This is a genomic window from Candidatus Bathyarchaeia archaeon, assembly GCA_041447175.1.
Lineage (GTDB): Archaea > Thermoproteota > Bathyarchaeia > Bathyarchaeales > Bathycorpusculaceae > JADGNF01.
In genome coordinates, this window is sequence record CP166960.1 from 1,888,204 (window position 1) to 1,912,380 (window position 24,177).

The 24,177-nt window shown below is 49.4% G+C and carries 23 protein-coding genes; 9 read left to right on the forward strand and 14 right to left on the reverse strand.

What is annotated here, in order from left to right:
- Positions 1 to 13 precede the first annotated feature (13 nt).
- The 7 genes from ACBZ72_09890 to ACBZ72_09920 all read right to left on the reverse strand — a co-directional run bounded on the left by ACBZ72_09890 (position 14) and on the right by ACBZ72_09920 (position 8,610).
- Entirely contained in the window at positions 14 to 2,365 is a 2,352-nt protein-coding gene (locus ACBZ72_09890) for a hypothetical protein (protein ID XES76482.1), read from the reverse strand.
- Positions 2,366 to 2,673: 308 nt separating this feature from the next.
- On the reverse strand, positions 2,674 to 3,168 hold the full coding sequence (locus tag ACBZ72_09895) for a QueT transporter family protein (protein XES76483.1): 495 nt from the start codon (positions 3,166 to 3,168) through the stop codon (positions 2,674 to 2,676).
- Positions 3,169 to 3,173: 5 nt separating this feature from the next.
- A complete protein-coding gene (locus ACBZ72_09900; GenBank protein XES76484.1) occupies positions 3,174 to 3,935 on the reverse strand; it encodes a 7-cyano-7-deazaguanine synthase in 762 nt (253 codons plus the stop codon).
- Positions 3,936 to 4,211: 276 nt separating this feature from the next.
- Positions 4,212 to 5,105 carry a hypothetical protein gene (locus tag ACBZ72_09905; protein XES76485.1) on the reverse strand — a complete coding sequence of 298 codons (894 nt, stop codon included), beginning with the start codon at positions 5,103 to 5,105 and terminating at the stop codon, positions 4,212 to 4,214.
- A gap of 15 nt (positions 5,106 to 5,120) precedes the next feature.
- The gene (locus ACBZ72_09910) at positions 5,121 to 7,451 is read right to left on the reverse strand and encodes an STT3 domain-containing protein (protein ID XES76486.1); all 2,331 of its coding nucleotides are present in this window, start codon (positions 7,449 to 7,451) and stop codon (positions 5,121 to 5,123) included.
- A 118-nt stretch (positions 7,452 to 7,569) separates the two neighbouring features.
- On the reverse strand, positions 7,570 to 8,187 hold the full coding sequence (locus tag ACBZ72_09915) for a class I SAM-dependent methyltransferase (GenBank protein XES76487.1): 618 nt from the start codon (positions 8,185 to 8,187) through the stop codon (positions 7,570 to 7,572).
- Between the two features lie 258 nt (positions 8,188 to 8,445).
- Entirely contained in the window at positions 8,446 to 8,610 is a 165-nt protein-coding gene (locus ACBZ72_09920) for a hypothetical protein (protein ID XES76488.1), read from the reverse strand.
- A gap of 232 nt (positions 8,611 to 8,842) precedes the next feature.
- Between ACBZ72_09920 and topA the strand changes: the two genes are divergently transcribed.
- The 4 genes from topA to ACBZ72_09940 all read left to right on the forward strand — a co-directional run bounded on the left by topA (position 8,843) and on the right by ACBZ72_09940 (position 12,247).
- Positions 8,843 to 10,939: a DNA topoisomerase I gene (gene topA, locus ACBZ72_09925; protein XES76489.1), complete on the forward strand. Its 2,097-nt coding sequence runs from the start codon at positions 8,843 to 8,845 to the stop codon at positions 10,937 to 10,939.
- A 75-nt stretch (positions 10,940 to 11,014) separates the two neighbouring features.
- A complete protein-coding gene (locus ACBZ72_09930) occupies positions 11,015 to 11,197 on the forward strand; it encodes an antitoxin (protein ID XES76490.1) in 183 nt (60 codons plus the stop codon).
- Between the two features lie 39 nt (positions 11,198 to 11,236).
- The gene (locus tag ACBZ72_09935; protein ID XES76491.1) at positions 11,237 to 11,389 is read left to right on the forward strand and encodes a hypothetical protein; all 153 of its coding nucleotides are present in this window, start codon (positions 11,237 to 11,239) and stop codon (positions 11,387 to 11,389) included.
- Between the two features lie 435 nt (positions 11,390 to 11,824).
- Entirely contained in the window at positions 11,825 to 12,247 is a 423-nt protein-coding gene (locus tag ACBZ72_09940; protein XES76492.1) for a hypothetical protein, read from the forward strand.
- 37 nt (positions 12,248 to 12,284) lie between these two features.
- Here ACBZ72_09940 and ACBZ72_09945 read toward each other — a convergent pair whose 3' ends face one another.
- Both ACBZ72_09945 and ACBZ72_09950 read right to left on the reverse strand, forming a co-directional pair.
- On the reverse strand, positions 12,285 to 12,779 hold the full coding sequence (locus ACBZ72_09945; GenBank protein XES76493.1) for a CDP-2,3-bis-(O-geranylgeranyl)-sn-glycerol synthase: 495 nt from the start codon (positions 12,777 to 12,779) through the stop codon (positions 12,285 to 12,287).
- 10 nt (positions 12,780 to 12,789) lie between these two features.
- A complete protein-coding gene (locus ACBZ72_09950; GenBank protein ID XES78675.1) occupies positions 12,790 to 13,491 on the reverse strand; it encodes an AAA family ATPase in 702 nt (233 codons plus the stop codon).
- Between the two features lie 170 nt (positions 13,492 to 13,661).
- Between ACBZ72_09950 and ACBZ72_09955 the strand changes: the two genes are divergently transcribed.
- Positions 13,662 to 14,312 carry a hypothetical protein gene (locus ACBZ72_09955; GenBank protein ID XES76494.1) on the forward strand — a complete coding sequence of 217 codons (651 nt, stop codon included), beginning with the start codon at positions 13,662 to 13,664 and terminating at the stop codon, positions 14,310 to 14,312.
- On the forward strand, positions 14,296 to 15,426 hold the full coding sequence (locus tag ACBZ72_09960; protein XES76495.1) for a Clp1/GlmU family protein: 1,131 nt from the start codon (positions 14,296 to 14,298) through the stop codon (positions 15,424 to 15,426). Before ACBZ72_09955 ends, ACBZ72_09960 begins: the two co-directional genes overlap by 17 nt.
- Here the strand turns inward: ACBZ72_09960 and ACBZ72_09965 are convergent.
- The 5 genes from ACBZ72_09965 to ACBZ72_09985 all read right to left on the reverse strand — a co-directional run bounded on the left by ACBZ72_09965 (position 15,416) and on the right by ACBZ72_09985 (position 20,807).
- A complete protein-coding gene (locus tag ACBZ72_09965) occupies positions 15,416 to 17,347 on the reverse strand; it encodes a helicase C-terminal domain-containing protein (GenBank protein XES76496.1) in 1,932 nt (643 codons plus the stop codon). The two genes, ACBZ72_09960 and ACBZ72_09965, sit on opposite strands and share 11 nt — an antisense overlap.
- Positions 17,344 to 18,012 carry an endonuclease III gene (nth, locus tag ACBZ72_09970; protein ID XES76497.1) on the reverse strand — a complete coding sequence of 223 codons (669 nt, stop codon included), beginning with the start codon at positions 18,010 to 18,012 and terminating at the stop codon, positions 17,344 to 17,346. The genes ACBZ72_09965 and nth overlap by 4 nt, the downstream gene beginning before the upstream one ends.
- A gap of 119 nt (positions 18,013 to 18,131) precedes the next feature.
- Positions 18,132 to 18,332 (reverse strand): hypothetical protein, encoded by a 201-nt coding sequence (locus tag ACBZ72_09975; GenBank protein ID XES76498.1) that lies wholly within the window; start codon positions 18,330 to 18,332, stop codon positions 18,132 to 18,134.
- A 299-nt stretch (positions 18,333 to 18,631) separates the two neighbouring features.
- On the reverse strand, positions 18,632 to 19,882 hold the full coding sequence (locus ACBZ72_09980) for a Glu/Leu/Phe/Val dehydrogenase (GenBank protein XES76499.1): 1,251 nt from the start codon (positions 19,880 to 19,882) through the stop codon (positions 18,632 to 18,634).
- Positions 19,883 to 20,030: 148 nt separating this feature from the next.
- On the reverse strand, positions 20,031 to 20,807 hold the full coding sequence (locus ACBZ72_09985; protein XES76500.1) for an ECF transporter S component: 777 nt from the start codon (positions 20,805 to 20,807) through the stop codon (positions 20,031 to 20,033).
- A 157-nt stretch (positions 20,808 to 20,964) separates the two neighbouring features.
- On the opposite strand from ACBZ72_09985, the gene ACBZ72_09990 reads away from it, so the two are divergent.
- From ACBZ72_09990 to ACBZ72_10000, 3 genes are read left to right on the forward strand one after another with little or no spacing between them, the layout of a single operon-like run.
- Entirely contained in the window at positions 20,965 to 21,615 is a 651-nt protein-coding gene (locus tag ACBZ72_09990) for a DUF447 domain-containing protein (protein ID XES76501.1), read from the forward strand.
- Positions 21,612 to 22,577 carry a beta-ribofuranosylaminobenzene 5'-phosphate synthase family protein gene (locus ACBZ72_09995; GenBank protein XES76502.1) on the forward strand — a complete coding sequence of 322 codons (966 nt, stop codon included), beginning with the start codon at positions 21,612 to 21,614 and terminating at the stop codon, positions 22,575 to 22,577. The genes ACBZ72_09990 and ACBZ72_09995 overlap by 4 nt, the downstream gene beginning before the upstream one ends.
- An 11-nt stretch (positions 22,578 to 22,588) precedes the next feature.
- Positions 22,589 to 24,154: a dihydropteroate synthase-like protein gene (locus tag ACBZ72_10000; protein XES76503.1), complete on the forward strand. Its 1,566-nt coding sequence runs from the start codon at positions 22,589 to 22,591 to the stop codon at positions 24,152 to 24,154.
- Positions 24,155 to 24,177: the final 23 nt, after the last annotated feature.

The window sequence follows — 24,177 nt, forward strand, 5'->3', positions numbered from 1 at the left end:
CGCTCCGGATGTTTCACGGCAACCAGTTCCCGTTGTTTGGTCCTCCATATGCACCAATATCACCTCTTATGTTCCCCTTGCCAGGTGGAAGCTGGGCATCGTTTAATTGTGGTGAGGGGTCGCCTCCGTCGATCGCTTGTGAGCCAGTTTGCAAGTGAAAGTCCTCTGATGCTGAGTTTGTAAACTGCGGGTCCGAGTTGCTACAATTTTGCATAGAAAGATTGGCGTTACCATTGCCTATTACTCCAACAATCGAATACGCAATTGTGGCGTTTAGTGGGTTATGTGATGATGTTGAGAACAACGTGACGTCTGCCAGTTGTCCGGCGGCCATGTTTCCGTATGCAATATCATTTCTCAGGGTTATTGACGTGCTGGAAAAGTCAGTTGCGGGATTCGGATACCTTTCGTCTCCCCCACCAGCAGTAACAAAAACTGCGCCAGCATTGAAACTCGCATTGTTGTATGCAACCACGTTGTTTCTCAAGTTAATTATAGTTGTTCCGTTAGTGCTTGCTTGGAAGCCCATTGCGGGGAACAGGGTTGCATTGTTGTTGGAAACGATGTTGTTTGTCAGGGTGGCGTTCATTAGACTTTGGTTGCCCCATGCGTAGAGATAAATTGCGCCGCCTCCTAAGCCACTGTTGTGCTGCAATCTGTTACCCTCCAAAAAGATTGTAGTTTGGGAGCCTACGTCTGAGGAGTAGGCTGATAGACCGCCTGCGTCATTAGACAAAGCGGTGTTGTATGAGATGTTGCTTCGGGTCATGTACAGGTATGTTTGGGCGAAATTAGTGTTCAGCCAAATCCCGCCGCCTTCTTCTAGTGAAGTGTTGTTTGTGATTGAACTATTTATGATAGACACCGTTAGATTTGAGCCTGAACTGGACCTGACAGAAATTCCGCCGCCCTTACGTCTGCAGTAATTGTCTGATACGACACAGTTTTCCAGCGTCAAGTGTAGATTTGAAGAATCACCACTTGCGTTGACAGTTACTCCTGCCCCATCAAGTGAACTTCCGTTGGTTAGTGTTAGACATTGAAGCCACACGTTTGCCACACCGAAGGATAGTTGGTTCGAAAACACGCTACTTTGCCGACCACCGTTAATAACGGTGAGGGAACTGTTGTTCTGTTGCGCTGTGAAGTTTTCGTTCCATCCCCCTTGAATCGTTATTGACAAGGCGGTTGTGATAGCAATGTTTTCATTATAGGTACCATTAGCTACACGTATAGTATCCCCATTTTGAGCGGATTGTATGGCTTCTTGGATTGATACATATCCACCGATTCCGCCTACGTTTAAAAATGGTGGTCGGGGAGTGGGAACGGGGCAAGGCTGTAGAGTGAGACTTGGCGAAGGCGTTTGGGTAGGATGTGATGTTGGTTGGCTATTGGAGGGCAGTGAAGATGTAGGTATAGTTATAATTGGTTCGGGTGTCGGTGTAAAAATGTGGGTTGGCTGTGCTGTGGGCGAAGAGACTGTTATTGCTGTCGAAGGCTCAGACTGACTAGGAGAAACTGTTGTATTAGATGGGTCTGAGAAAGAAACGTGAGGTGATGGAGTTGTGCTAGACAAGGCGTTTACATTTGGATATGAAGACTGCTCGCCGTTGTTTAATCCAGTGAAGCCTTGCCAACTTAACACGGCTACAACCGAAGCACAAACAAATACCAAAGTTATAATTACACCAAGGAAGTTGCGATTTCTGGACCCATTTTTAGGGCGTAATCTTAATGCAGCAATTATTCCAGCAACCGCAATACAGCTAATGACACCCAGTGCCAAAGTGAGATGCACGTTATCTAATGATCGTTTGATTGTTTGCGGGGCAGTTGGGGGCGACCAAGGTGGGTACGTCTCGACAGGGGTTTGGCTGATTGTAGGCGAAGGAGTGTTTGTCGGGGTCGGAGTTTGGATTGGTTCAGGTGAAAGCATTGATGTTGTAGATGAAGGTGCCAAGGGACTTTGAATTGGCGTAGAGAAAGTTGTCGTTGGAGTTGTTGATGCTTGAGCGGATGTTGGTGATGTAGATATTGAAGCTGTTTGTGGGGGCACTGGTGTAGGCGCAATCACCGTGGTAGGAGTAACTTTAGGCGTTGCTGATGTTATAGTACTTGGTGGAGCCAGCGTAGGAGTTATGCTTGTATGGGGAGTGGGACCCCCAGTTGGTCGTGGGGTTTCGGCTGCCGTTATCGAAAAGATTACGAAGCAATTAGCTACAATGCCAGTTGAGAGAACCGAAATTGTGGCGTTCCAGTTTCCGGCACTAAAGTCAGAGCTAGCTAAAAACTGGAAAGTAAATTGCCCAGATGAATTTGTGAACATGCCAGATGTTCGAACCAAATCAAAAGGGTCGTACACGAGGATAGTTAACCAAGTGTAATTTTGTGGTTGACCCCCATAGGTAACAACCCCTGTGAGTGTTATTGTGTCTCCGAATTGATAGCTTGCGTTGTCAGATGACGCTGTAACGCCCCATTCAACATCTGCAAAAACGGGAGATACAGCGACAAGAAGAATAAACGAAATAGTGAACACGGTAACAGTATTTCGCTTTAAGTTTGTTAGCAAGCTGTAACGGAACATAAGATATAATTTAGCAATCGTGTTATTAGTTTTATGTACATCAAAGCTGGAAAGGCTCGTGGCATAAAAGAAAAGGAAGAGAGTTAGGGTTGTGTGCCTAACCAACGTTGGATGACGCCCAGTTTCTTAACTGCCCTATACAGAGGGTAACCGATGCCAGTTGCCGCGATAGCGATACCGACAAACACGTACAGGATAGTTGCTAGTTTGGGCAGCTCATACAGGTAGCTTAACATGGCGCCCACAGTGACACCCAAGACTGCTGAGTAAAGCAACGTGCCAGCGATGACGCTACGGTTTCTCAGCTTCCAGATAACCACCGTCATGGCAAAACTGGGAATCGTATTGAGCAAGTCCAGCGGTCCAGCCGTGCTGAAGATGTTTGCTATGAAAACCCCCACCGTGTGCCCAAGAATGCCTGCCCACCCAAAAAGCGGAATCAAGGCAACCATTGCATCGGCAACGCGCACCTGCACCGCACCATAACTTACGGGTGCCAGCGCCACAACCAAGGCAACGTAAACAGCGGCGTAAATTATGGCTAAAGCTAAACTCTTCGTGCTAAATCTGGTGTTCAACGTGCTCACCTGGCGTATTTGCTTGGGTCAGCTACACCTGCGAGTTCGAAGGCTTCTTTACGGCGGCGGCAGTTGCTGCAGAATCCACAGTGGATGGGCTCGCCTTTTTCGGTCCAGTCCCACCCTTGATAGCAGCTGTAGGTGTAGAGGAAGTTGACGCCTAACCCGATGCCTAAAGCCACAACACCATCCTTGTCTACGTCTATCAGGGGAGCAGAGATTTTGTAGCCGCCAAAATGCGTCGCATGCTCAACAAGGCGGTTCATTTCTGCAACAAATTCAGGCGTGTTATCCTTCATCATGACAGGGCCCTCACGGCGGATGCCTATGTACACGTCGTAGATGTCGCGTTGCTGGGTTTTGATGTAGCTGTCTAAGTCAAAGTGTTCTGCATGAGCCAAGCCGATAGTAAGCAGCATCGTATTACGAACCACATCCCACCAGCGGAGAATACGCATCTTCGCTTTCTCAGCATCCCATATGTCCTCTTTGGGGGTCTCAGGCACAGGCGTGTCGTCTTTTACGAGCAGGCTGGTGGAGAGGCTTTTCATCCACGAAATATCAATTTCTTTGTAGGCTACGTTGAAGCCTTTTGACACTAAATCTTCAACGGCTTTCTTGACGCACCAACGTTCCTCTTTGACCATGCGTTGCCCGTAGTCAGCGTTTATGACTAAAATGGGGCTGGCACGGATGACTTTAGCCACGTAATAAAGGGTGGTGACGGAGTCGACCCCGCCGCTGCACATGACTACGGCTTTCCTCATGCGTTCACCCCACCAAAAACGCTGATGAAACAAAGATTCGTTGGATTGAAAACAGTTAGGATAGAAAGCAGAGCCGAAATGCCCTGCTGGATAGGTTGGTTGGTTTGTTTTCGCATTTTTTCTCCTCCGACACCGGGGTTTATTCGCAGCGGAACGGGTGGAGGCCCACTTACCCGCTGACACGTAAGCACGCGCAGGCACGTATTAAAACCTATTGCGGGTAACTCACCAGAAAAAGAGAGTAACAGCCGTTTTAGGGCAAATGTCACGGTTGAGTTAGTAGAAGTATTGGTAGAGAACGCCTATAAAGGTGAAAACAGCAACAATCGCTGAGATTATTGCAACCACTTGCCGCTCTGTCATGGGTCGCTTGTAGGTTATCAACGTGACTAGGCTACGTCGATGGTCTGCCACAAGTCTTTTACCATCGAAGGTCACGTTGGCTTTCTTTCGAACAAAGAACACAGTCAGCAAAATGAAAACCGAGTTGAACACGTAGGGCAAGATAGAAATCAGGAGGCTGGATTTTAGGTCGGTTATGACGGCAAAGGAAGCCACGGTTAAGCCTATAGCGAAAGAGCCTGTGTTGCCGACAAAAATTTTCCCTTGAACATTAAAATATGCAAGGATTAACCAGAAAATTAGTGGACCAACCATAAGTATCTGTGCGGATAGGGGAGAAAGCGTGGTTAAACCAATCAGGATTATGGCGGGGCAGACGGTTTCTAAGCCGTTTAATCCGCCGAGCATGTTTATGGTGTTGGTTATTATCATGACGATTAAGGGAATGATAAGAAAGTAGTAGAAACCGTCAAAGTTGATCAAGCCGATAATGGGAAGCGAGATTGAGGTTCGCACGACTGAGGAATTGGCGATGGCGTAGTACATGAGGGGCAAAGCGGCAATGAGGGGCATGAAGGCTTTGTAGCGCCATTTCAGGTCAATCCAGTCATCCAGCAGCCCCATGAAGCCACCGAACAAGACACAGATAGCTAAAGTTAGGGCAGCTGAGACGCCGTTTGCTGTGGCGCCGACATTGATGCTGTAGACCTCGCTTAGGAAGTATATGGCGAAAAGGTAGACTGTGGTGAATAAAACGTAGGTGACGCCTAAGCCCCAAGGAACAAGCGGTTTGCCAGGCTTGTGTTGGTCGGGGACTTTGGGCCACAAGGTTACTGCGTCACCTTAAGGTGGGGCGGTTGAGTTGGTTGCTGCGTAGTAAGCGTCCCAGTCAATCTGGTAGAGTGCCACCAACGGAACCAAACCGCCGTATTGGTATGCTACGGTTTGGGGGTCTGCCTCCAAACCCGAGATGTATGCGGGCGTAAAGAAGCTTGGCAACTCACCCGTTTGGTCAGACACTGTAACACCGTATTTGTTTGCCCACTGCTGCTCAGCGTTACTCATCAGCTTAAATATTGTTGAGTTTTGCCCCATTAAATTAGGGAATGTTTCACCTTGGTCGGCTTGCCCATTTCCGTTAAGATCAGCCCAATCGGTTCCCAGAGTGTAGTTACCGAAAGTAGTTTCATTTGTCCAGCGGTAATCATTGGTCATCCATTGTGTTCCGAACGTTTCATTACTTAAGAATCGGCTTTCTGCTTCACCTGAAATTCTTGCCATCCAGTACCATTTGCCTTCGTCGCCGTAGCCTCCGAATTGGACGCCAGAGAGGGTTCCAGTGTCGGAAATAAGCATCTGCAGCGTGACAAACACCAAGACGTAGTCGGCGTCGTAGTGTTCAAGCATCTTTAGAGATTGTGTTTCGTTAGCCATCATGCTGTAGGCGACGTTTTCTATCTGCGTGGTATTTGTGGTGGTGTTATCGCAGAGGGTGGTTACGTTGCCAAACATGCCAAGCCAGTCACCATAGTCCCACCAGCTGCTGACGACAGTAGTTGATTCAAGGTTGTTTCGGGTGTAGCTGAGCATATTGCGCCATTCAGGGATAGGCTCGTAGGGCGTAACGGGCAAGCTTGCTGAACTAATTGTTATGGGGTTGTAAACGGCGCCGTAAACACGCGGATACAACGCTGGAAGATTAGTAGCCTGTGTTGTTTGAGGGGTAAACGCATACGTTGACACAAGCAAAGTAAAGATTATCAAGATTGCAATCAAACTGTATTCTTTACCTACCCGCTTAAGCCCACGTTTGGACTTCACAACAGTTTTCGTTCGCGATTCTCTAAGCAGAGCAAAGAAGGGTTTGAGCAAAGTCATAATGCCGATTGCTGCTAAGAGGGCAAAAGCAGGCGCTAACAGAACCAGCAGACGCACCATTGACCCAGCAAAGTATAGGGTAGTTAAGCCGAACACAGCCAAAAACACGTTTCGGTTGGTTGGGTTCTTCACTGCAAAGTATAGCCCTGTTAAGAAGAACAAGACTGATATACCTAACTCGTAGTAGATGGAGCCCCACGCGGTTATGCGGTGCTCAGCAACTGACTCGATGATTGGCAGGGCAGCGCGTTCGAAGGGGTCAAGAACCGAACCGAACTTTGCGGCGATGTTAGATAAGTCGCCAAAGCCAACTAAAGCAACAAAGCCGCCTACAAGAACTACCAGGAAAGCCGCGGTGATGAGGGTTTTTGTTCGAGTGGGCAATTGGGCATTGAAGACCTCAGCGATACACAACAGAACAAAAACGCCAGCAACGGGCAGCACGACTCCTGTTGTGAGATAGCTTGGGGAAAGGAAAGGCACCATAGTGGCTAGGAAAAGCCCCAAACCAAAGGTTATGCTGTAGGATATCAGAAGTCGTTGGCTGTAACGTTTCATTAAAACCAACGCGACCACAAACAAGGCTGCGAGCCCAATCAAGTAGTAGGCAGCACCCCAACCGCCGCTAAAGTAAGCTAATGCTCCTGCGGCTCCTAAGGAGTACAGGACCATTGAGCTGAAGGAACGATTCTTGTCGATGGCACGCAAGAACAAGAAGATAAACAGTAAAAGCGAAATGACACCCACTGTTTCGGTGTCAAAGAAGCCAAGAGAGGAACGTTGGATAACTGCGGGGCTTAAAGCCATAATTAATGCGGCTATTAAACCGACGGATTTGCCGCCCATGTCTTTTCCAACAAAGTAAAGTATGAAAACAGCCACTACACCCAAGATTGGCGCCATAAGGGAGCAGAAGGACATGAGGTCTATGTTTACGCCTAGAAAAGAGACTACGTTATACAAAGCTGCTGCCGTCAGCGGCAACGAAGGCAAAGACATTCCCATATCTATGCCTGCAGGGTAGAACTGTTGAGTGTCTATCCAGTGAGTAGGATAGTAGGGAGACAGCAAGCCATTTTGGACCATATGGTTTGTGATGGTGTACTGGTAGTAGGGGTCAAACTCGTTGAGACCCAACGTGCCTAAGGGAATTTCCCATCGAATAGGTAAAACGCGCACGGTAAACGCGATAACAAGAATCAGAATCAACGCCGTGTAAGTTAGAATTGCTCCGTGACTAACTTGAAATCTGCCGAACCCTTTGAAACCTTTTGACAGTCTCTGTTTAAACCCCATTTGAGCCATCTCTTCACTCAGATTATTTGCGCTGTTTATTATTTTTGTGGTTAGCTTGTGTATATCACCGCGTCATTCATATATGCCTTTCCAAGAACTACCCGCTTAAGCAGCTGCTTCAACTAAGAGGACTTCTTGCACACAAAATGACCCAAGGGCTCCAACGGGGAACTTTACGAAGGCCCAGTAACTTTTCGACAGAGGCAAAAAAGGGCACCAAACGGTTTTCTGAAACCCTTCCAAAAGGCACCCAACTGTACCCTGTTGCTGCAGTTATTGTAAACTCTGCTTGCAACAGACAACTCCTGATGGCAGAGTAGGAATGCTGATAAGTTTTTCCGCGAAGGCTTTTGAGTTTAGCTTTGAGGCTGGATTGATTTCCGAAAGACAGGATAAAGGGAGAGCAGGGTTTTAGGATTCGGGAGCATTCACGGACGGCTTCAAGAGATTCAGGGATGTAGTCTAGAACTTCAACCATGAATACAGCGTCAACTGTGTGGGCATTGAGCGGAATTTTTCGTGCATCCGCCAAAATAACGTCGATGTTTTTGTGTTTGTGGTTTAAACGACGTAAGCTTTGCGGGTCAATGTCTATGCTGACAACAGTTATGTCTTTGTTTGCGGCTGGTAAAGAGAAACGCCCGGTTTCAGCTCCGACATCAACAATAAGACCTGAAGAGGCATCAACAAAACTGGATATGAAATCGGTTTCTACATGGGTTAAATATTGCCCCATACGGGTTTTTGCTGCTTTTTCCCAATGCGTCTCGTCGAATAATAAATCAGCTGAGTCAGAGGGAGAAAAACCCAAAAAGTCAACTCCGCTTGCTTAAACATCAGCAGAGCCGCAAAGAACAACTGCTTAGCCAGGTGCCAGCAGAGAACCAAACGTCGAAAATCAGTTCAGAAGAAGCCTATGCCAACGCACAGTAACCAGTTGCAAAAGCGCGCTACTGTTCAATATAATTTTCTGGAAAGAAATATTTGAATCTGCCTATCTTACAGGTTTTACCTCAACATCCAAAGGCAGCAACGACAGCTTTTTGCCGCAATTAGGGCATTTCCCTTCGTGCATGTGGATGATTTCATCAGGAGGTTTAAGCTCGGCACCTTCATACAAAATATGTTTACAACCATGACAAATAACACGTTGCGGCATTACAGTCCCCTCTTAAGGTACAAGGAATACATCGGGCATATTTATCGATTGCTACCTTTTTAACTGCAGGCTTTGCATCCTCACACATCAGCTTTGTCAGCTTGCTACGGCTTGATTAAAGAGAACAAGCTGGAAAACGGCAGGTTCGGGTGCCCCTAGATGCGTAGAGGTGAAAACAATAAAGTGGGTTAACTGGCAACATTTATTTTCTTGAAGACTAATCAGAGCGTGAGTGCCCTACTTGGATAAGTACACGCTTATTGTGACTGAGAAACCTGATGCTGCCTTCCGAATAGCTACCGCTCTTGATGCAAACGGAAACGCCAAAAGAGCATTGAAAAACGGCGTTCCATACTACCAAGCGTACAGAAACGGGGAGATTCTGGTTGTTCCAGCATTGGGGCACTTGTACACGGTTGCGGCCGCCAAAAAAAAGGGAAAAAGGGGCTACCCAATTTTTGATTATGAATGGGTTCCGCGATATGAAGCGGAGAAAGGCGCAAATCGGATTCGGGTTTGGCTGAAAACCATTACGCAGTTGGCGGAGGGCGCTGAGGTTTTGGTTGACGGTTGTGACTACGACTTGGAAGGCAGCTTGATCGGCTACTGCATCATCAAATACGCTTGCGGGGGCAGGGAACGGGAGGCTAAACGCATGAAGTACTCCACGTTAACCAAAGAGGAACTGGAAGAAGCTTACAGGTCGCTTATGCCACAGTTGGATTTTACTTTAATAGATGCAGGGTTAGCGCGGCACGAAGTGGATTGGTTGTATGGCATAAACCTTTCTCGCGCATTAACCCAAGCCGCAAAAAAAAGCAGCAACCAATACACCATCTTAAGCACGGGACGTGTTCAAGGACCCACATTAAAGTTTCTTGCAGCACGAGAAAAAAGCATAGCAAAGTTTGTTTCCACACCCTACTGGATGGTTAGAGCAAAAATCAGAATCGACGAGGCAGTTTTTGAGGCGGAACATGAAACAAAAACAATTGAACAAAAAGACGCTGCCAAAACAATAATGCAAAACTGCAAAGACGCAAAAAAAGGCTCAATAGAAAATGCCCAAACTGAAACGTTTACACAATTGCCGCCGCCACCCTTTGACTTAGGAGCGCTTCAATGGGGAGCTTACCGATTGTTTGGCTACACACCCATGTGCACATTAAAAGCGGCACAACGGCTGTATTTGGATGCGTTGATTTCGTATCCGCGAACCAGCAGCCAGAAACTTCCCCGCAGCATAGGCTACCAAAAAATCTTGGGAAATCTTGCTCGAAACCCCGAATTCACCAAACTGGCGGGCGAACTGCTTGCCAAAAGCCAACTGGTGCCGTTTGAGGGAAAAAAGGTTGACCCTGCACACCCCGCCATTTACCCAACAGGAAAACAACCAAAAAAGATGCCTGCCGCGGAAAAAAACATCTATGGCTTGGTTGTGCGAAGGTTTCTGGCGGTTTTTGGGGAGCCTGCTTTGCGGCAAACGGTTACCGCAACGGTCAATATAAATGGGGAAAAGTTCCTTGTTGAGGGTAAGCAGACGCTAAAAGAGGGATGGCTGCACTTTTTTGAAGGCTACAGGCGAATGCGGGACGCTCCTTTGCCAACTTTAACCAAGGGGCAAGAAGTGTTGGTGAAGAAAGTTGTCTTAGAGGAGAAGGCGACGCTGCCGCCTTCAAGATACAATCCAGGCAGCCTTTTGAGAAAGATGGAGCAGTGCAACATTGGAACCAAAGCGACCCGCGCAGGCATCACCCAAACGTTGTATGACCGCAAGTATGTTCAGGAGGAGAAAATGGTGGTTACGGATTTGGGGCTGCAGGTTACAGAGGTTTTGAGCAAATATTGCCCTAGTGTAGTGTCAGTGGATTTTACGCGTAAGCTGGAAGAAGAAATGGAGCTTGTTCGAAGCGGAGCAGAAAGCAAGCAGAAGGTAGTTTCGGAGGCTGTTGAAGTTCTCAAACAGGTGATGGCAAATTTGTGGGAGAATGAACAGGCCGTGGGAGAACAGTTAAGCAAGGCGGTTTTTCAGGCGAAACAGGAGGAGAGAATCATAGGTACCTGCCCTACGTGTAAGGTGGGGAAGCTGATTGTTCAGTATTCGAAGAAGTCGGGTAAACGGTTTGTAGGCTGCACCAACTTTTTTGAGGGGGCGTGTAAAACTACGTTTCCGCTGCCTCAGAGTGGAACAGTGAAGCCTTCGGGCAAAACCTGCAGAAAGTGCGGTTGGCCTACGGTGTATGTTTGGCTGAAGAGGAAGCAGCCGTGGAATTTATGCCTTAATCCGCAATGTCCGACCAAGAGCAAGCAGAAAAAGGCTACAAAGTGAATGAGGGCTCCTCGTAGGGACTGTTTACTCTTTGTTAACAATAACGCATATTTCTGTTTAACATACTGTTAACATATGAGTGAAGTCATTGGGGTAAGGGTCCCAAAAAAACTCAAAGAAGAACTTCAAGAACTAAACCGTGATTACGCGGACGAGGTCAAAGCCTGCCTTGAGAAAATGGTGAAGAAAAAGAAATTAAACAAGCTTTGGAAGAGGCAGACAGGTTTAGAGAAAAACTACAAAAGAAGACAGGACTGACGCCATACTCAGCAGAATTCATAAAAGAGGACCGCACCCATGGTCACACGTAACGAAACAGTTGTCGACCCGTCGGTAATAGTTGCTCTTTATGCTCCTGAAAGACAATCGGGGTGGGCAAAGCAGAAAATGGCTGAACTAAACTATTTTCATGCCCTATACTTGAACCACTCGAGGCTGCAAATGTACTAAAGCACAAGTCGACGGAGATTTTGTCATCAAAAAATGCGGGGTACGCTTTCTCAGAGGCGGCGAAGTTGATGAAATTGTTTGCGCTTCACAACTTCTCGGAGGTAATTGATGACGCATTTAAATAGGCACAGATTTTGACATAACCGTTTATGATGCTGCTTTTATTGCCCTTGCCTATAGATTGAACATTTGGTTTTTGACCGTGGATCAAAGGCTCACTAAAAAATCAAAGATACAAAATATTTCAAGCTCGTAGAGTGCCCCGAAGAAGAGGCACTATAACGCAGACAAGCAAGCTTGTGGGCAGGTGTAAGCCTGTTGGGTGGATGTTTTTGGAGTTCTTGGAAAGACTATTTAAGTCAGGTTGTAGAGAATTCATCAGCAGAAAACTGGATTAAAGAGGCAATCAGCATCTGTTTAAACGGTGAAAAATGAATGTCAGATAAAGCAAAGAAACAGGCGTCGGAGCTTTCGTTTTCAATCAGCAAGTGGTTCAGCAAAATCTCCACCATGAAACCTTCCTCGGTGCTGATGACGGTACTTGTGATGGGCGTTGCTTTGTTTCTTTTGGGCGGAGGAGTCTATGACATTATTAATCAGCCGTATCCGGCAATTTACTACAATTCAAGATTCTATTTCTTGTACCCCTCACTCGGCGAGCAGTTCTTGTTTGACACCGTGATATCTGTAATTCTTTACTTACTTGGAGCCGTCGGGTTGTTAGTAATCTACCAAAGCTCCAAGCAAGCACACAATCCACGCCAAGCATACATGACTATGCTAATCGGAATCGCTCTGGTCACTTTGGCGTACATATTCATAGAGTACTTCATCCACTTAAAACTCACAGGTGGATAAACCACAAAATTTTTTAAAAAATTTTTTGGTTCTGTTTTTACCACGGGTTCTTTTTTAGTTTCAGCTTGTACGCGACAAAGTTTGTGCCCAAGTGAATTGGCGGCGTGATAAGCAGAACGGTCAAAGCTAACTGCCAGCTTATCGGCATAACGGGCAACGCGAAGACCAGTGCACCCACAACAAAGTCAATTTGGTCCACCACAGGAAGCAGAGCGCCAGGAGCAAGGTTTAGCCGTCTTTTGCAGAATGCTCCCGCTAAGTCGCCCAGAAGGGCACCTAAAGGCGTTAAGAAGGCAAACAGCCAAGGAAAACCGAAAACAAGGCATTCCACCACGCCAACAACGGTGCCTAAGGCTAAGCCGACAAAGAAGCCACGGAAAGTTTTGTGAGCGCCAAAGAGGCGTTTGCCGTCGAAAAAGTTTCTCCCAAAGTCCATGGTTTTTCCGCCGCCGCCAAGAACGGGTGCGGCGTTTGCACAGTAGGCTGGGAAGATGAATTTTAGGGCTTCAATTATTAAGAGGGCTATGTCCATGGCGTACACATCAGGCTATTTGATGGTCATGTATTCCTGTTTGTGTTATTCGTAAAGTACATGTTACTTCTTGAGGGTTGCGGTTTTTGAGGGTTGCCGTGATGATTTGTGGGGTTTCGGTGGGTTTGAGAGCGATTGTGGTGTCTGCCCAGAACTGCACGACGCGCGTGGCTACTGGCGCAACGGCGACGTAGGGGTCGTCGAATTTGGCTCGAACTTGACTGGTTACGATTATGGGTATGTGCTGGGTCTTAGCGGTCTGTGCCAGCAACGCCATTTGGCGGTTGAGTTCACGGTTGACGGAGAAGGATGCTTTAGGTTTGGAGGCAGTTTCGGCCATCCTTGCGCGGTACAGCGAGTTGAAGGTGTCGATGACGACTAAGCCGAAGCTTTGGTTGACGCAGTCGGCGAGGTTGTCAACTGCGGCGGTTTGCTCGGCGAAGTCATTGGGACGCATAAGCAGGATTTGTTCGGCAGCTTGGCTGAAGTGATGCTGGGTGATTTGGCTGAGGCGTTCGGGGGCGAAGGTGTGGTCGCAGTCGATGTAGAGGGTTTTGAGGTGAAGCTGAAGGGCGCAGTGTGCAGCGCATTGGAGGGCGAGGGTAGATTTGCCTGTTTCAGGTTCCCCGTAAATCAGCGTTAAGGTTTCGGGGGCTACGCCGCCTTGAAGGAAACTGTCTATGCAGCTGCAGCCTGTGGGTACCTTGTTCATCACGTCACATGCACGCAGAAAAGTACGCGAACGAAACTAATAACCTGTTTTGCTCTGGTTGAGATTGGTCTGGATTTTCTGCTGAGCTTAGGAGGAAAGGAGTCGCGATGATTTTTCTGTTTTTGTTCGCTGAAGCTTTAAGCATAAGCAACCGCTTTCTTATCATTTAGATGAGAGCAAAAGTTGCCGTCGCCACAGTTCAAGGAAAAGCCTACTTCCTTATAGTGAACCAGCTCAAACAGCGCAGCATCTCCTTTGTAAGCCTCCTCCCCGGCGAATCCGTCCCCGCCCAAATCCGCGTCGTCGTAACCACCCCCCAAGAGCAGCCTCTCATAAACCACCCCCGCACCGTGAGTTACAGCCCCGAAACTGACCCCGACATAATGGGCAGCGAAGTTGTAAAGAGGCTGCAGGGCAAAGAAACCTACGACGTGGTCATCATAGGCGTGGACCCAGGCGAAGTTGTTGGAGTAGCGGCAGTGGCGGACGGCGCCATCATTGAAACCGAAAACTGCATTGGCACCCAACAAACCTTAAACAGCATAAAAAACATCCTCAAAACCCTAAACACCCAAAAAAGTGCTGTAACCATAAAAATCGGAAACGGCGTGCCCGTTTACAGGGAGCTTTTGGGTGCATTGGATAGGTCTCTTCCGCGTCAGGTTACGTTGGAGGTCGTGGAGGAAGCAGGAACCAACAAACGCAGTCACGGCTTCAAGAACGGGCGGACGCTGCGGCATGTGGTTTCAGCCCTGCGCATCGCGGAGAGAAAAGGATACATTTACTCGCGGAGAAAACCCACTCTTGAACTTGACAGTTAAAAAAGGCAACACGCTACTGCTGGATGGCCCAGCCTCGGTGGCGCTTACCGCTGGGAAAGCTGAGGTTTTTGGGGTGCAAATCAGAACCGCCCAACGGCTGATAATCCGCGAAGGCAAACGCCTACCACTTAACGTCCAAGAAACCGCAAGCTTTGACGTTTCACTGGGAGCAGAAGCAAAAGCCCAAGAAGCCGAAGGCAACACGATTCCGCCGTCGTGGGAAGACGCATATCAAACGCTTCGGCAACTCCAAAAGAAACCCGCCGTCACGATGGTGATGGGCAGGGCAGACTCGGGCAAATCAAGCTTTTGCACCTACCTCATAAACAGGCTACTCACCAAAAAATGCACCGTGGCACTTCTGGATGAGGATTTGGGGCAATCCGACGTGGGTCCCCCATGCACCATCGCCTACACAAAAATAACCCAACCCGTAACCGACCACTTCGAGCTTGAAGCGGAAAAAGTCTTCTTTGTTGGTACCAACTCGCCCCGATTCGAAGCGGAAAAAACGCTCAGGGGCGTCACCGTCTTGATGGAGGAAATGTTGGCGGACCAAAACATTGATTTCGTTATCGTCAACACGGATGGCTGGGCGACAGGGGAAGATGCTGTACAGTTCAAGACACGTTTAGCAGACGCGGTTAAGCCTGACATTGTTTTCTGCCTGCAAAGCGAAGAAGAAATACCTTCGTTCTGTGCATCCGTGGGTGATGCCTTAGCGAAGTATAGGCAGGAACGCGCCCAATCCCCCGCCGTAGTGCGGGAGCGGAGTCGAGAAAAACGTCGCAGCCTACGCGAGTTAGGATACGCAAAATACTTAGAAAACGGCAAAGTCAAAGTTTATCCCCTAAACCACATTACCGTCAGCAGGGAGGAAAACGCCTTGATTTGGGAACACCGCGCCGAAAAACTGCTGCTCGCCCTCTATGATGCACATGGGCAATTCAGGGGGATAGGCGTACTGCGCAACGTTGACTATGTCAGAAAAGCTCTCAAAATTTTCACTGCAATAGCCGAAAAACCTGCCAGTCTCGGGTTTGGGCGAATTCGGTTGGACGAGAACCTGCACGAAATCCCCGAAAACACACTGTCAAACTGGGTTAGCGGTTGAAGAAAGCCTGAATTTCTTTAGCAAGCGCACCGTCACGGGCGGGCAGAACCTTCATGTCCCGCAGCACCCATGAAGGCAAAAACGTTTTGCAGTAGCCACTGGCGAAGCGGTTGTCCAAAAACACGATTGCACCTTTGTCCTCTAAGGTTCGGACGGGGCGTCCTGCGCATTGGGAAGATTTCTTTAGGGCGGGCAGAACATAGCCGTATTCACGTCCATGCGTGGGGAACTGTTTTTCGAAGTAGTCAATTTGCGCCTTTACCCGCGGCGTGGGCTCCGCATATGGCACCCCTATAACGACGACACTGTTCATCTGGTTGCCCGGAAAATCCACCCCCTCCGAAGTTCTGCCACCCTGCACCCCCAAAAACACCGCGCCCCCAGTTAAGGCGCAGTCTTTAAAGTCGGAGACGAGTTTTTCGTTGGCTTTGCTGGTCATGCCTTGGCGCTCATAAAACAGCGGCTTCTCCAACGCATCCTGCAAACCTTCCGCCAGAAGGCTTCGGGTGACTTGGTAGGAGGCGGTGAAGATGCCAGTGTTGACGGGCGTGTTGCGGACGACTTCTTGGATGCGGCGGATGAAGGTTTGGTACATGGCGCTGGTTCGGCTCTCCATGGCGGTGGTGACGCCGCAGCTGACCACGGAGAGGATGTGTTCGCGGGGGAAGGGGCTGCAGGCGATGTGCTCCACGGTGTTTTCGGGCATTTTGGCGATTTTGGCGTAGGCATCCAGAGGTTGCAGCGTGCCTGACATGACCACGTTGGCGTAGGTTGAGGAAAACACGGGCACCGTTATCTTCGAAGGGTCCAAGGCAACGATTTCCAGCCTTGCCGTCTGCGAGTTGTCCCGCGTAAAATACTTGCTGATTACGTTGATGTAGGCTTCATCGTTTGCCGTTTCAGACCAACGCAGCAAAAACTCGCTGAGGCTGTGGATGTAGCTACGCGGATGCTTGCCCTCGGACAGCAGGTTTTTTTTGACGCTGCTGCCGATTTCGTTAAGATGCTGGTAGAAACTTCGCGGCGCAATAATCCCGGCTTTCTCGCGGACTTGGTCCAGAAACTGCGCCGAAATCTGCTCCTCCTTGCGCACGTTGGCGGCGCGTTTCTCGGTTTCCAGGTAGAGGAGTTTAGCGAAGGCTTCAGCGTCTTCGTAGCCGTACTTTTTGGCTTCCAACTCCGCCTGATGCATCATAAACAGGGAGAGGTTGCTGCTGGAAATGTCCACCGCTGTGTCAGGCAGGTTATGCGCTTCATCCACGATGAGTATGATTTTGTTCATTTGCACGCCCAAGTTTTTCAGAAAAGCATTGCGTATATCGGGGTCAAACACATACAGGTAACTCAGAGCCACAACGGTAACGTCGGAGAGGGCAGCTTTTACCAGCTCGTAGGGGCACAGGTTGCGTTTTTTGCAGAGGCGCATGATTTCGGATGCTTTGTAGCTGCGCGCACCTATTTGCTGTTGCAGTGAGAGGTAGTCGTAGCTTTGTTTTTCGGCGCTTTTGTAGTAGGGGCAGGTGCCTTTGGCTTTCATGAGGTCGCAGACTTCCATCAGCGACTTGGCATCGTAATGCTGGTTGGAGTCGAAGCGGTAGAGGCACATCTCGTTGCGTCCACGCAGCGAAACCCCCGCCACCGGATGCGTTTTGCTAACGGCTTTGAGCTCTTCAATGACCCGTTCATGCTGCCGATGCGTCCTTGCCACGTACAGAATTTTGAGTTTCTTCTCGACCGCAATGGGCAAAACGGCTGAAAGCGACGAGATGGTTTTTCCCAGCCCGTTGCTGCCTTCGATGAGGACGCTGCGGCGCTCTTTTACGGCGGAGTATATGGTGTTGATGTATTGGTCTTGGTAGGGGCGAACCACTGCGTAGGGGAAATACTCGGCGACGTCTGAGGGCAATGCGGCTACGGTCATGGTTTGCTCCACTTTCCATTTGAGGGACAATAAACGTTAACTGGGCACTCTGAGCAGAGGGAACGTTGTGCTTTGCAGGTCTTTCTGCCGTGAGCAATTAGCAGCAGGTGAACCGCCAAATAATCTTTGGGGTCAAAAAGCTCCTGCAGGGCTGCCCGAACCGCCTCATAGCCTGCGTTTTCTGGTGCAAAGCCCAGCCGTTTTGACACGCGGTTTACATGCGTATCCACAGGCACCGTTGGCTGCTGGGCGCTGAAAAGCAGAACCACATCTGCCGTTTTTGGCCCCACCCCCGGAAACTGCATAAGGGCACTTCGGGCTTCTTCCAGCGGTAACTGTAGGATGGGCTGCATTGACCCATTGTACGTTTCAAGGATGCCTTGGGCGGCTTGTTTGATGGTTTTTGCTTTGGCTTTGTAGAGCCCCGCGGGGTTGATGGCAGCTTCGATTTCGCGAACCTCTGCTTCCGCGAGGGCTTTTGGGGTGATTTGGAAGCGTTTTGAGAGGGCTTTGAAGGCGCGTGCGGTGTTGGTGTCAGCGGTGTTTTGGGAAATTATGGTGGTGATGAGGGTTTGGAAAGGGTCTTGGCGTGCTTTGGTCCAGTTGGGCATTGCTAGGGTTTGTTTAAGTATCTGCAAGACCGTTGCTGCGTGTTGGTTTGTCATGGTCGTCCCTGCGCCTTGATTAATGCACAGTGTTGTCTATGAGGTTATAAATACCATGGGGCAAAACGTCGAAAACGTAGGACAGAAAAATCGAAAGCAAGATTAAAATGAAGGGCTCATCACCACGCAGCCAGCCCAGAAGTGATTCCCTGCTTAAGCGTGCCGGCGATGTCGTTCTTAAGGTCTTCAAAGCATAAGCTTAGGCGTTGGGCGTCTTTTTTGACATGCCTTGTTGTATGAGTTCCGCTTCGAAGGCGTTGCGTGTCTTGCGTACGCGCTTCTTTGAGGCGGGCAGCGATTTTGAGAGGTTCCTCATACATGCTTATGCCGACACGGGTCAACCTTAAGGCGGTTGAGATACCTTCGTATCTGGCTTTTTGAGAATCGACTCCTCCAAAAGGTCGAAGCGACGCAGAATCTGGTTAGCTTTTTTCCCAGAGCCTCCATGTTGTCGGCTGTATCTTTGCCGCTCATCTAAGCTTCCTACGCGCTGGGCTGAAATGGGAGGTTTGAGTATTTAAGCTGTCAAGATGTTGAAGCTACAAAATTTAGATAGAGCTCTGAAGGCTTCTTGGTTGCTATCGGCGATTTGATGCCTACCCAGAAGAAGAAAAGGTGGCTATGGCCACAGTCCCAGCGTTTTTATGGCGTCCGCGACCCTTCCCACCCCCAACATCAAGGCGCCCGTACGCATGTCGCTTTCTTCCTTCTGACTAAGTGCATACACGTCGTTGAAGGCTTGGGTCATTTTCGTTTCAAGCTTGCGGTTCACCTGCTCCAACGACCAGCGTTCCCGCGTTAGATTCTGCACCCACTCAAAGTAGCTGACCGTGACGCCGCCGCTGTTAGCCAAAATATCAGGAATCAAACAAACACCCCTTTCGTAGAGGGCTTTGTCAGCTTCAGGCGTGGTGGGTCCGTTGGCTGCTTCCGCAACCATACGCGCCTTGATTTTGTCGGCATTTCTGCAGGTTATTTGGTTCTCCAACGCGGCGGGAATAAGCACATCACAAGGCACCTCGATGAGTTCCTCGTTGGTCAGACTCTTGGAGCCCTCAAACCCCTGCACAGAACCCGCTGTCTCCTTGTAGGCGAGGACTGCAGCGGGGTTTAATCCGTCGGCGTTATAGATTGCGCCCGTAGAATCGCTGACTGCGACGACTTTACAGCCGATTTCGGCGGCTGCTTGCGCGGCGTGGTAGCCAACGTTGCCAAACCCTTGGACAGCTACCGAGGCGCCGTTAAGTTTAAGACCGATGTTTTGTGACGCCTGCTTGACACAGTGTATTACGCCTCTACCAGTTGCTTCAGTTCGACCTTCGGAGCCTCCGATTGCAACGGGTTTGCCGGTAACGCATTCAGGAACCATGTAACCTTTGAGTTGGCTGTAGGTGTCCATTATCCAAGCCATAGTCTGCTCGTCCGTGTACATGTCAGGCGCGGGTATGTCCCTGTGCGGACCCAGATAGTCAACGATGAGGCTGACGTAGCGGCGGGTTAAACGTTCCAATTCGCGCTTGCTGAGTTTCTTGGAGTCGACACATACGCCGCCTTTGGCGCCCCCATAAGGAATATCGGCTATGGCGCATTTCCAAGTCATCAACATCGACAAAGCCGCCACCTCATCCAAGGTTATATTGGGGTAATACCGAATACCGCCTTTGAATGGCCCCAGAACATCCCAGTGTTGCACCCGCACACCCTTGTAGACGCCGATGGCTCCGTTGTCAAGGTGGATGTCGATGCTAACTAGAATGCTGCGTTTGGGTTGGCTGAGCATCTTGTAGATTCCCGAGTTTAACTGAAGCTTTTGGGCTGCCAGCTTTAGCTGCGCCAAAGCAACCGTTAGGGGTGTGTGTTCTTGCGCCATTGGTATCCATCCAAAAACTTGTTTTATTAGGCGTGGCATGGGCATTTAAGAATTGCCCCATCCAAGACAAAACAGCCAAAACGTCCCCTGAAAACAGCAAAGGTAAAAAATGCGTGAATCTTGGTAAAGGTTAAGAGAACAAGGGGGTTTAGGGAGATTTTTGCTCATCCGCCTCGTCGGAGAGGATGTTGTCTTTTCGCCAAAGCCAATTTGTGTCCTTTAACGCCTTCAAAAGCGGAACCGCAATGACCATCACCAAAAGGGCCTCCACCAGCCTCACCGCGGGGTAAAGGAATGGACTTGCAAGAAACGCTATGCGCACCAAGTCCGCGTTCATGCCGTATATGCCGTTGTAAACGGTGGGGATAGCGAAAACAAAGGAGCCCCACATGTTGTCGGCTTGGTTGCCTATGAAACCCAACAGAAAGAAGAAGAGGGCGCCGTGGGCAACGGAGATTTTCTTGCCAAACAGAGCCACAGGAATAATCAGGGCCATTGTGATGAGTTTATCAAACAGAACCGCAAGCGCGACAAACCAGTTCTCGCTTAAGGGCTGCAAAGGCGGCGTGAACAGGAAAGCAACTGCTAAAACGCCAAATACAAGCATGCTCCATTTCCATTTTTTGTAGAATATCATGCCAGTGACAAAGGCGTTAAGCACGGGCGCAAGCAGGAAGGGTAAGCCGTAGGGGGTCATACCGGTGAGTGCCCAACTGACTGAGGCGCCTAAGAGGGCAGCTGCGGAGCCCAGGTAGGGTCCTAAAATGATGCCAAACATGGTTGCTATGAGGGCGGCGAAGCTGATTTCCAGTGTTCCTATGGTTGGGGCGGGGATGCGGATGGGGGCGATGAGGGAGAGGACGTAGTAGAGGGCTGCGAAGATTGCCATGAGGGCGATTTGGCGGGTTGTTACCTTAAACTCCATGGACGCACGCATCTTGTGTATTCGCTTGCAATGCTGTGTAGAATCTTACACACGACATAAAAATATTTCCCAAGCCAAGAAAAACTTTATTATCCATGTCAAAACCTACATTCGACTGGAATCCGCTCGTTTCCAGCTCCCTTGGTTGAGGTAACGCATGGTAAACCTGACAGACTTAGGCTTCTCCAAAAACACAATTGCCGAAACCATCCTCTCCACCTACAACAAAAACAGCGAACCAAACGCCGCCCCCATGGGTGCCACCCAAGAAAAAGAAAAACAGCTTATGCTCAAAGTTTTCAACTCTTCCAGCACTCTCCAAAACCTGAAGCAGAACAAGGCAGCCGTGGTTAACCTAACCTCCGACGTAACCCTGTTCTACAGAACCACCTTCAAAGAAACCAACCCTCAGGGAACCCTGCCGCCTGAATGGTTCCAAAAAGCCCAAACCGTAAATGCACCCCGACTGCTCAGGGCAGACGCCACCATAGAAATCACAATCAAAGATATATCACCTATTGACGCCCAACGAACCAAGGTCCTCTGTAATGCGGAGCATATAGACGCCAAAACGGCGTTTCCCAAGGCATACTGCAGGGCTTTTGGCGCCACATTGGACGCCATAATCCACGCCACGCGGGTGAAAGCCTTCGCAAAAGACCCCAACGAACAGCTAAAGGTTGCCAAACTTTTAGAGCGCATCGCGGATTGTGACGATGTTGTGGGTCGGACAGCACCAAACTCCCAGTACGCGGAAATCATGCGGGACCTAAACCAGAAAATCCAGACATGGAGAGCCCACCCATGAAAGTTTACGTAAAAACCCCCGCCAGACTCCACTTGGGTTTAATTGACATGAACGGCGATTTAGGGCGAATGTTTGGCGGGTTAGGTGTAGGCATAAATTGCCCAAATGTGATTTTGGAGGCTGAGCCCGCTGCAGAATTCTTTGTCTCGGGGCAGGATTCCGAGTTAACGGCTGCGATGGCAAAACGGTTCTTTGACGCTTACCAAACAAGAACCAACGTCCACTTACATGTTAAACAAGCAATTCCCTCCCACATCGGGCTGGGCTCAGGAACCCAACTGTCCCTTGCCGTAGCCATTGCCCTTGCAAAAGTGTTAGGTCTCAAAAAGTCAACCCAAGAACTCGCTTTAGCTATGGGGCGATGCCGCAGAACAGGCGTAGGTACAGCGATTTTTGACCAAGGCGGCTTAGTAGTTGACAGCGGAAAACGCACCCAAAACGGTGCCTGCATCGCGGAGAATTTTCCGCCTCTGCTTTTCCGTCAGCCGTTTCCTTTCGAGTGGCGTTTTGTGGTGGCGATTCCAGAGGTGAAGAAGGGTTTAGCTAGCGAGAAAGAAACCGCAGCTTTTAGCAAGGTGCCGCCGATGCCGACGGCGGAGGTTGGCAGAATGTGCCGTTTAATTATGCTCAGGCTCCTGCCTGCCTTGGCAGAGAAGGATATAGAAAACTTTGGGGACGCCTTAACTCAGATTCAAGTCATCAGCGGAAATGCGTTTGCAGAGGCTCAAGGAGGCACCTATGGCAGCGACGCCTCAGCCCGATGCATAAGGTTCATGCAGGAGCTTGGCGTTTACGGTGTAGGTCAGAGCTCTTGGGGACCAACACTTTACGGCGTGGTCAAAGCGCAAGAAGCCAAACCGATTTGCAGCAAAGTCCACGCTTACCTGAAACGAACCGTGGGCGGACAAGTCTTCACTGCAAAAGCCAACAACAGGGGCGCAACAATCAAAGTCACGAAGTAGGATGGAAAAATTTGAAGGTACTACTAATCACAGGAATCCTCGCTGAGGAAATCATCAAACAATTCGCCAAACAAAGCAGTGTCGAAACTGAGGTGCTTGCCCTCAAAGTGCCTGTGGCAGCATTTTTAACTCCCCAAACTATCAATCAAGCTCTCAAACAAACCAGCCTTGAAGGGGTTGATATGGTTTTGGTTCCCGGGTTGATGCGGGGTGACGCTGCAGAAATCACCAAGGAGGTTGGGGTGGCAGCGTTTAAGGGTCCAAAGTACGCTGCGGATTTGCCGACGGTGTTGGATTTGTTGGAGGAAGTTACCCTTTCAACCGTGACGCCTGCATGCAAACTGTTAAGGGAGCGGATTAAGCAAAAGGCATTGGAGGAGTTGGCAAAGGTTGAAGAAAACAGAGACCAACTGCTCAAGAACCCCGCCAACATGGTCATCAATGATTTGGCGGTGGGCAAAGATTTTCCCATGCGGGTTCTGGCAGAAGTTGTAGATGCTGCTCTTATGTCTGATGAAGAAATTCAGAGTCTTGCTAAGAAGTATGTGCAGAATGGAGCGGACCTTATTGATGTGGGGATGGTTGCGGGAGAAAGCCGCCCTGCCGACGCTGCACGCGTGGTTAAAGCCGTGAAAGAAGCCGTAAAGGTACCCGTGAGTATCGACACATTGGACCCCGCAGAGATAGAAGTTGCAGTTTCTGCAGGCGCGGACTTAGTTTTGAGTGTGGATGCGGGAAACCTTGAAGCAGTCGCGCCGTTCGCCAAAAAAGCCGCGGTGGTTGCTATTCCAACTAACCAGCGGGAAGGGTTCTTCCCGAAAAGCGCTCAAGAGCGGGTCGCGTTGCTTGAAGAAATCGTTACCAAAGCCAAGAAACTGGGAGTCACCAGAATTATGGGGGATTTGATTTTGGAGCCTTCAAACATTTTGGAGTCATTCATGGCGTACCGCGAGTTTGCCCGCCGAAACCCAGAGGTACCCATTTTTGTTGGGGTTTCCAACGTGACGGAGTTGATGGATGCGGATTCAGTGGGCGTAAATGCGCTGCTTGCCCGTTTATCCTCCGAAGTGGACGGCTGCATGCTTTTAGCAACCGAGAAAAGCAACAAAGCCAAAGGAACCGTAGTCGAAGAGGCTGCCGCCTGCAAGATGATGTTTCTTGCCAAAAAACGAGGCTCGGTGCCTAAAGACCTTGGAGTAACCCTGTTAATGCTTAAGGATAAGCATAGACGCGAAGAACCCTACAACCGAGAAACAGAAAACCAAGCATCAGTGATTGAAGCAACGGAAAATGGGGGACAGTTTTTGGTGGATACTAAAGGGGCGTTTCGGGTTTCCGTGGACCGACAGGAAGAAGCCATTGTTGCGGTGCATTATTCGTCGCTGGACATGGAGAAACCCGACGCGGTAATCAAGGGCAAGAGCGCTGAGGCTGTTTATAGGCAGATTGTGGAGAGGGAACTAGTTGGCAAGGTTGACCACGCGGCTTATGTGGGCGCGGAGTTGGCTAAAGCTGAAATTGCTCTGAAAACGGGGAAGGGCTACATTCAGGATGCTGCTCTGTTTGAGCAGCAATAGTTATCTAAGTTAACGGTTGTGAT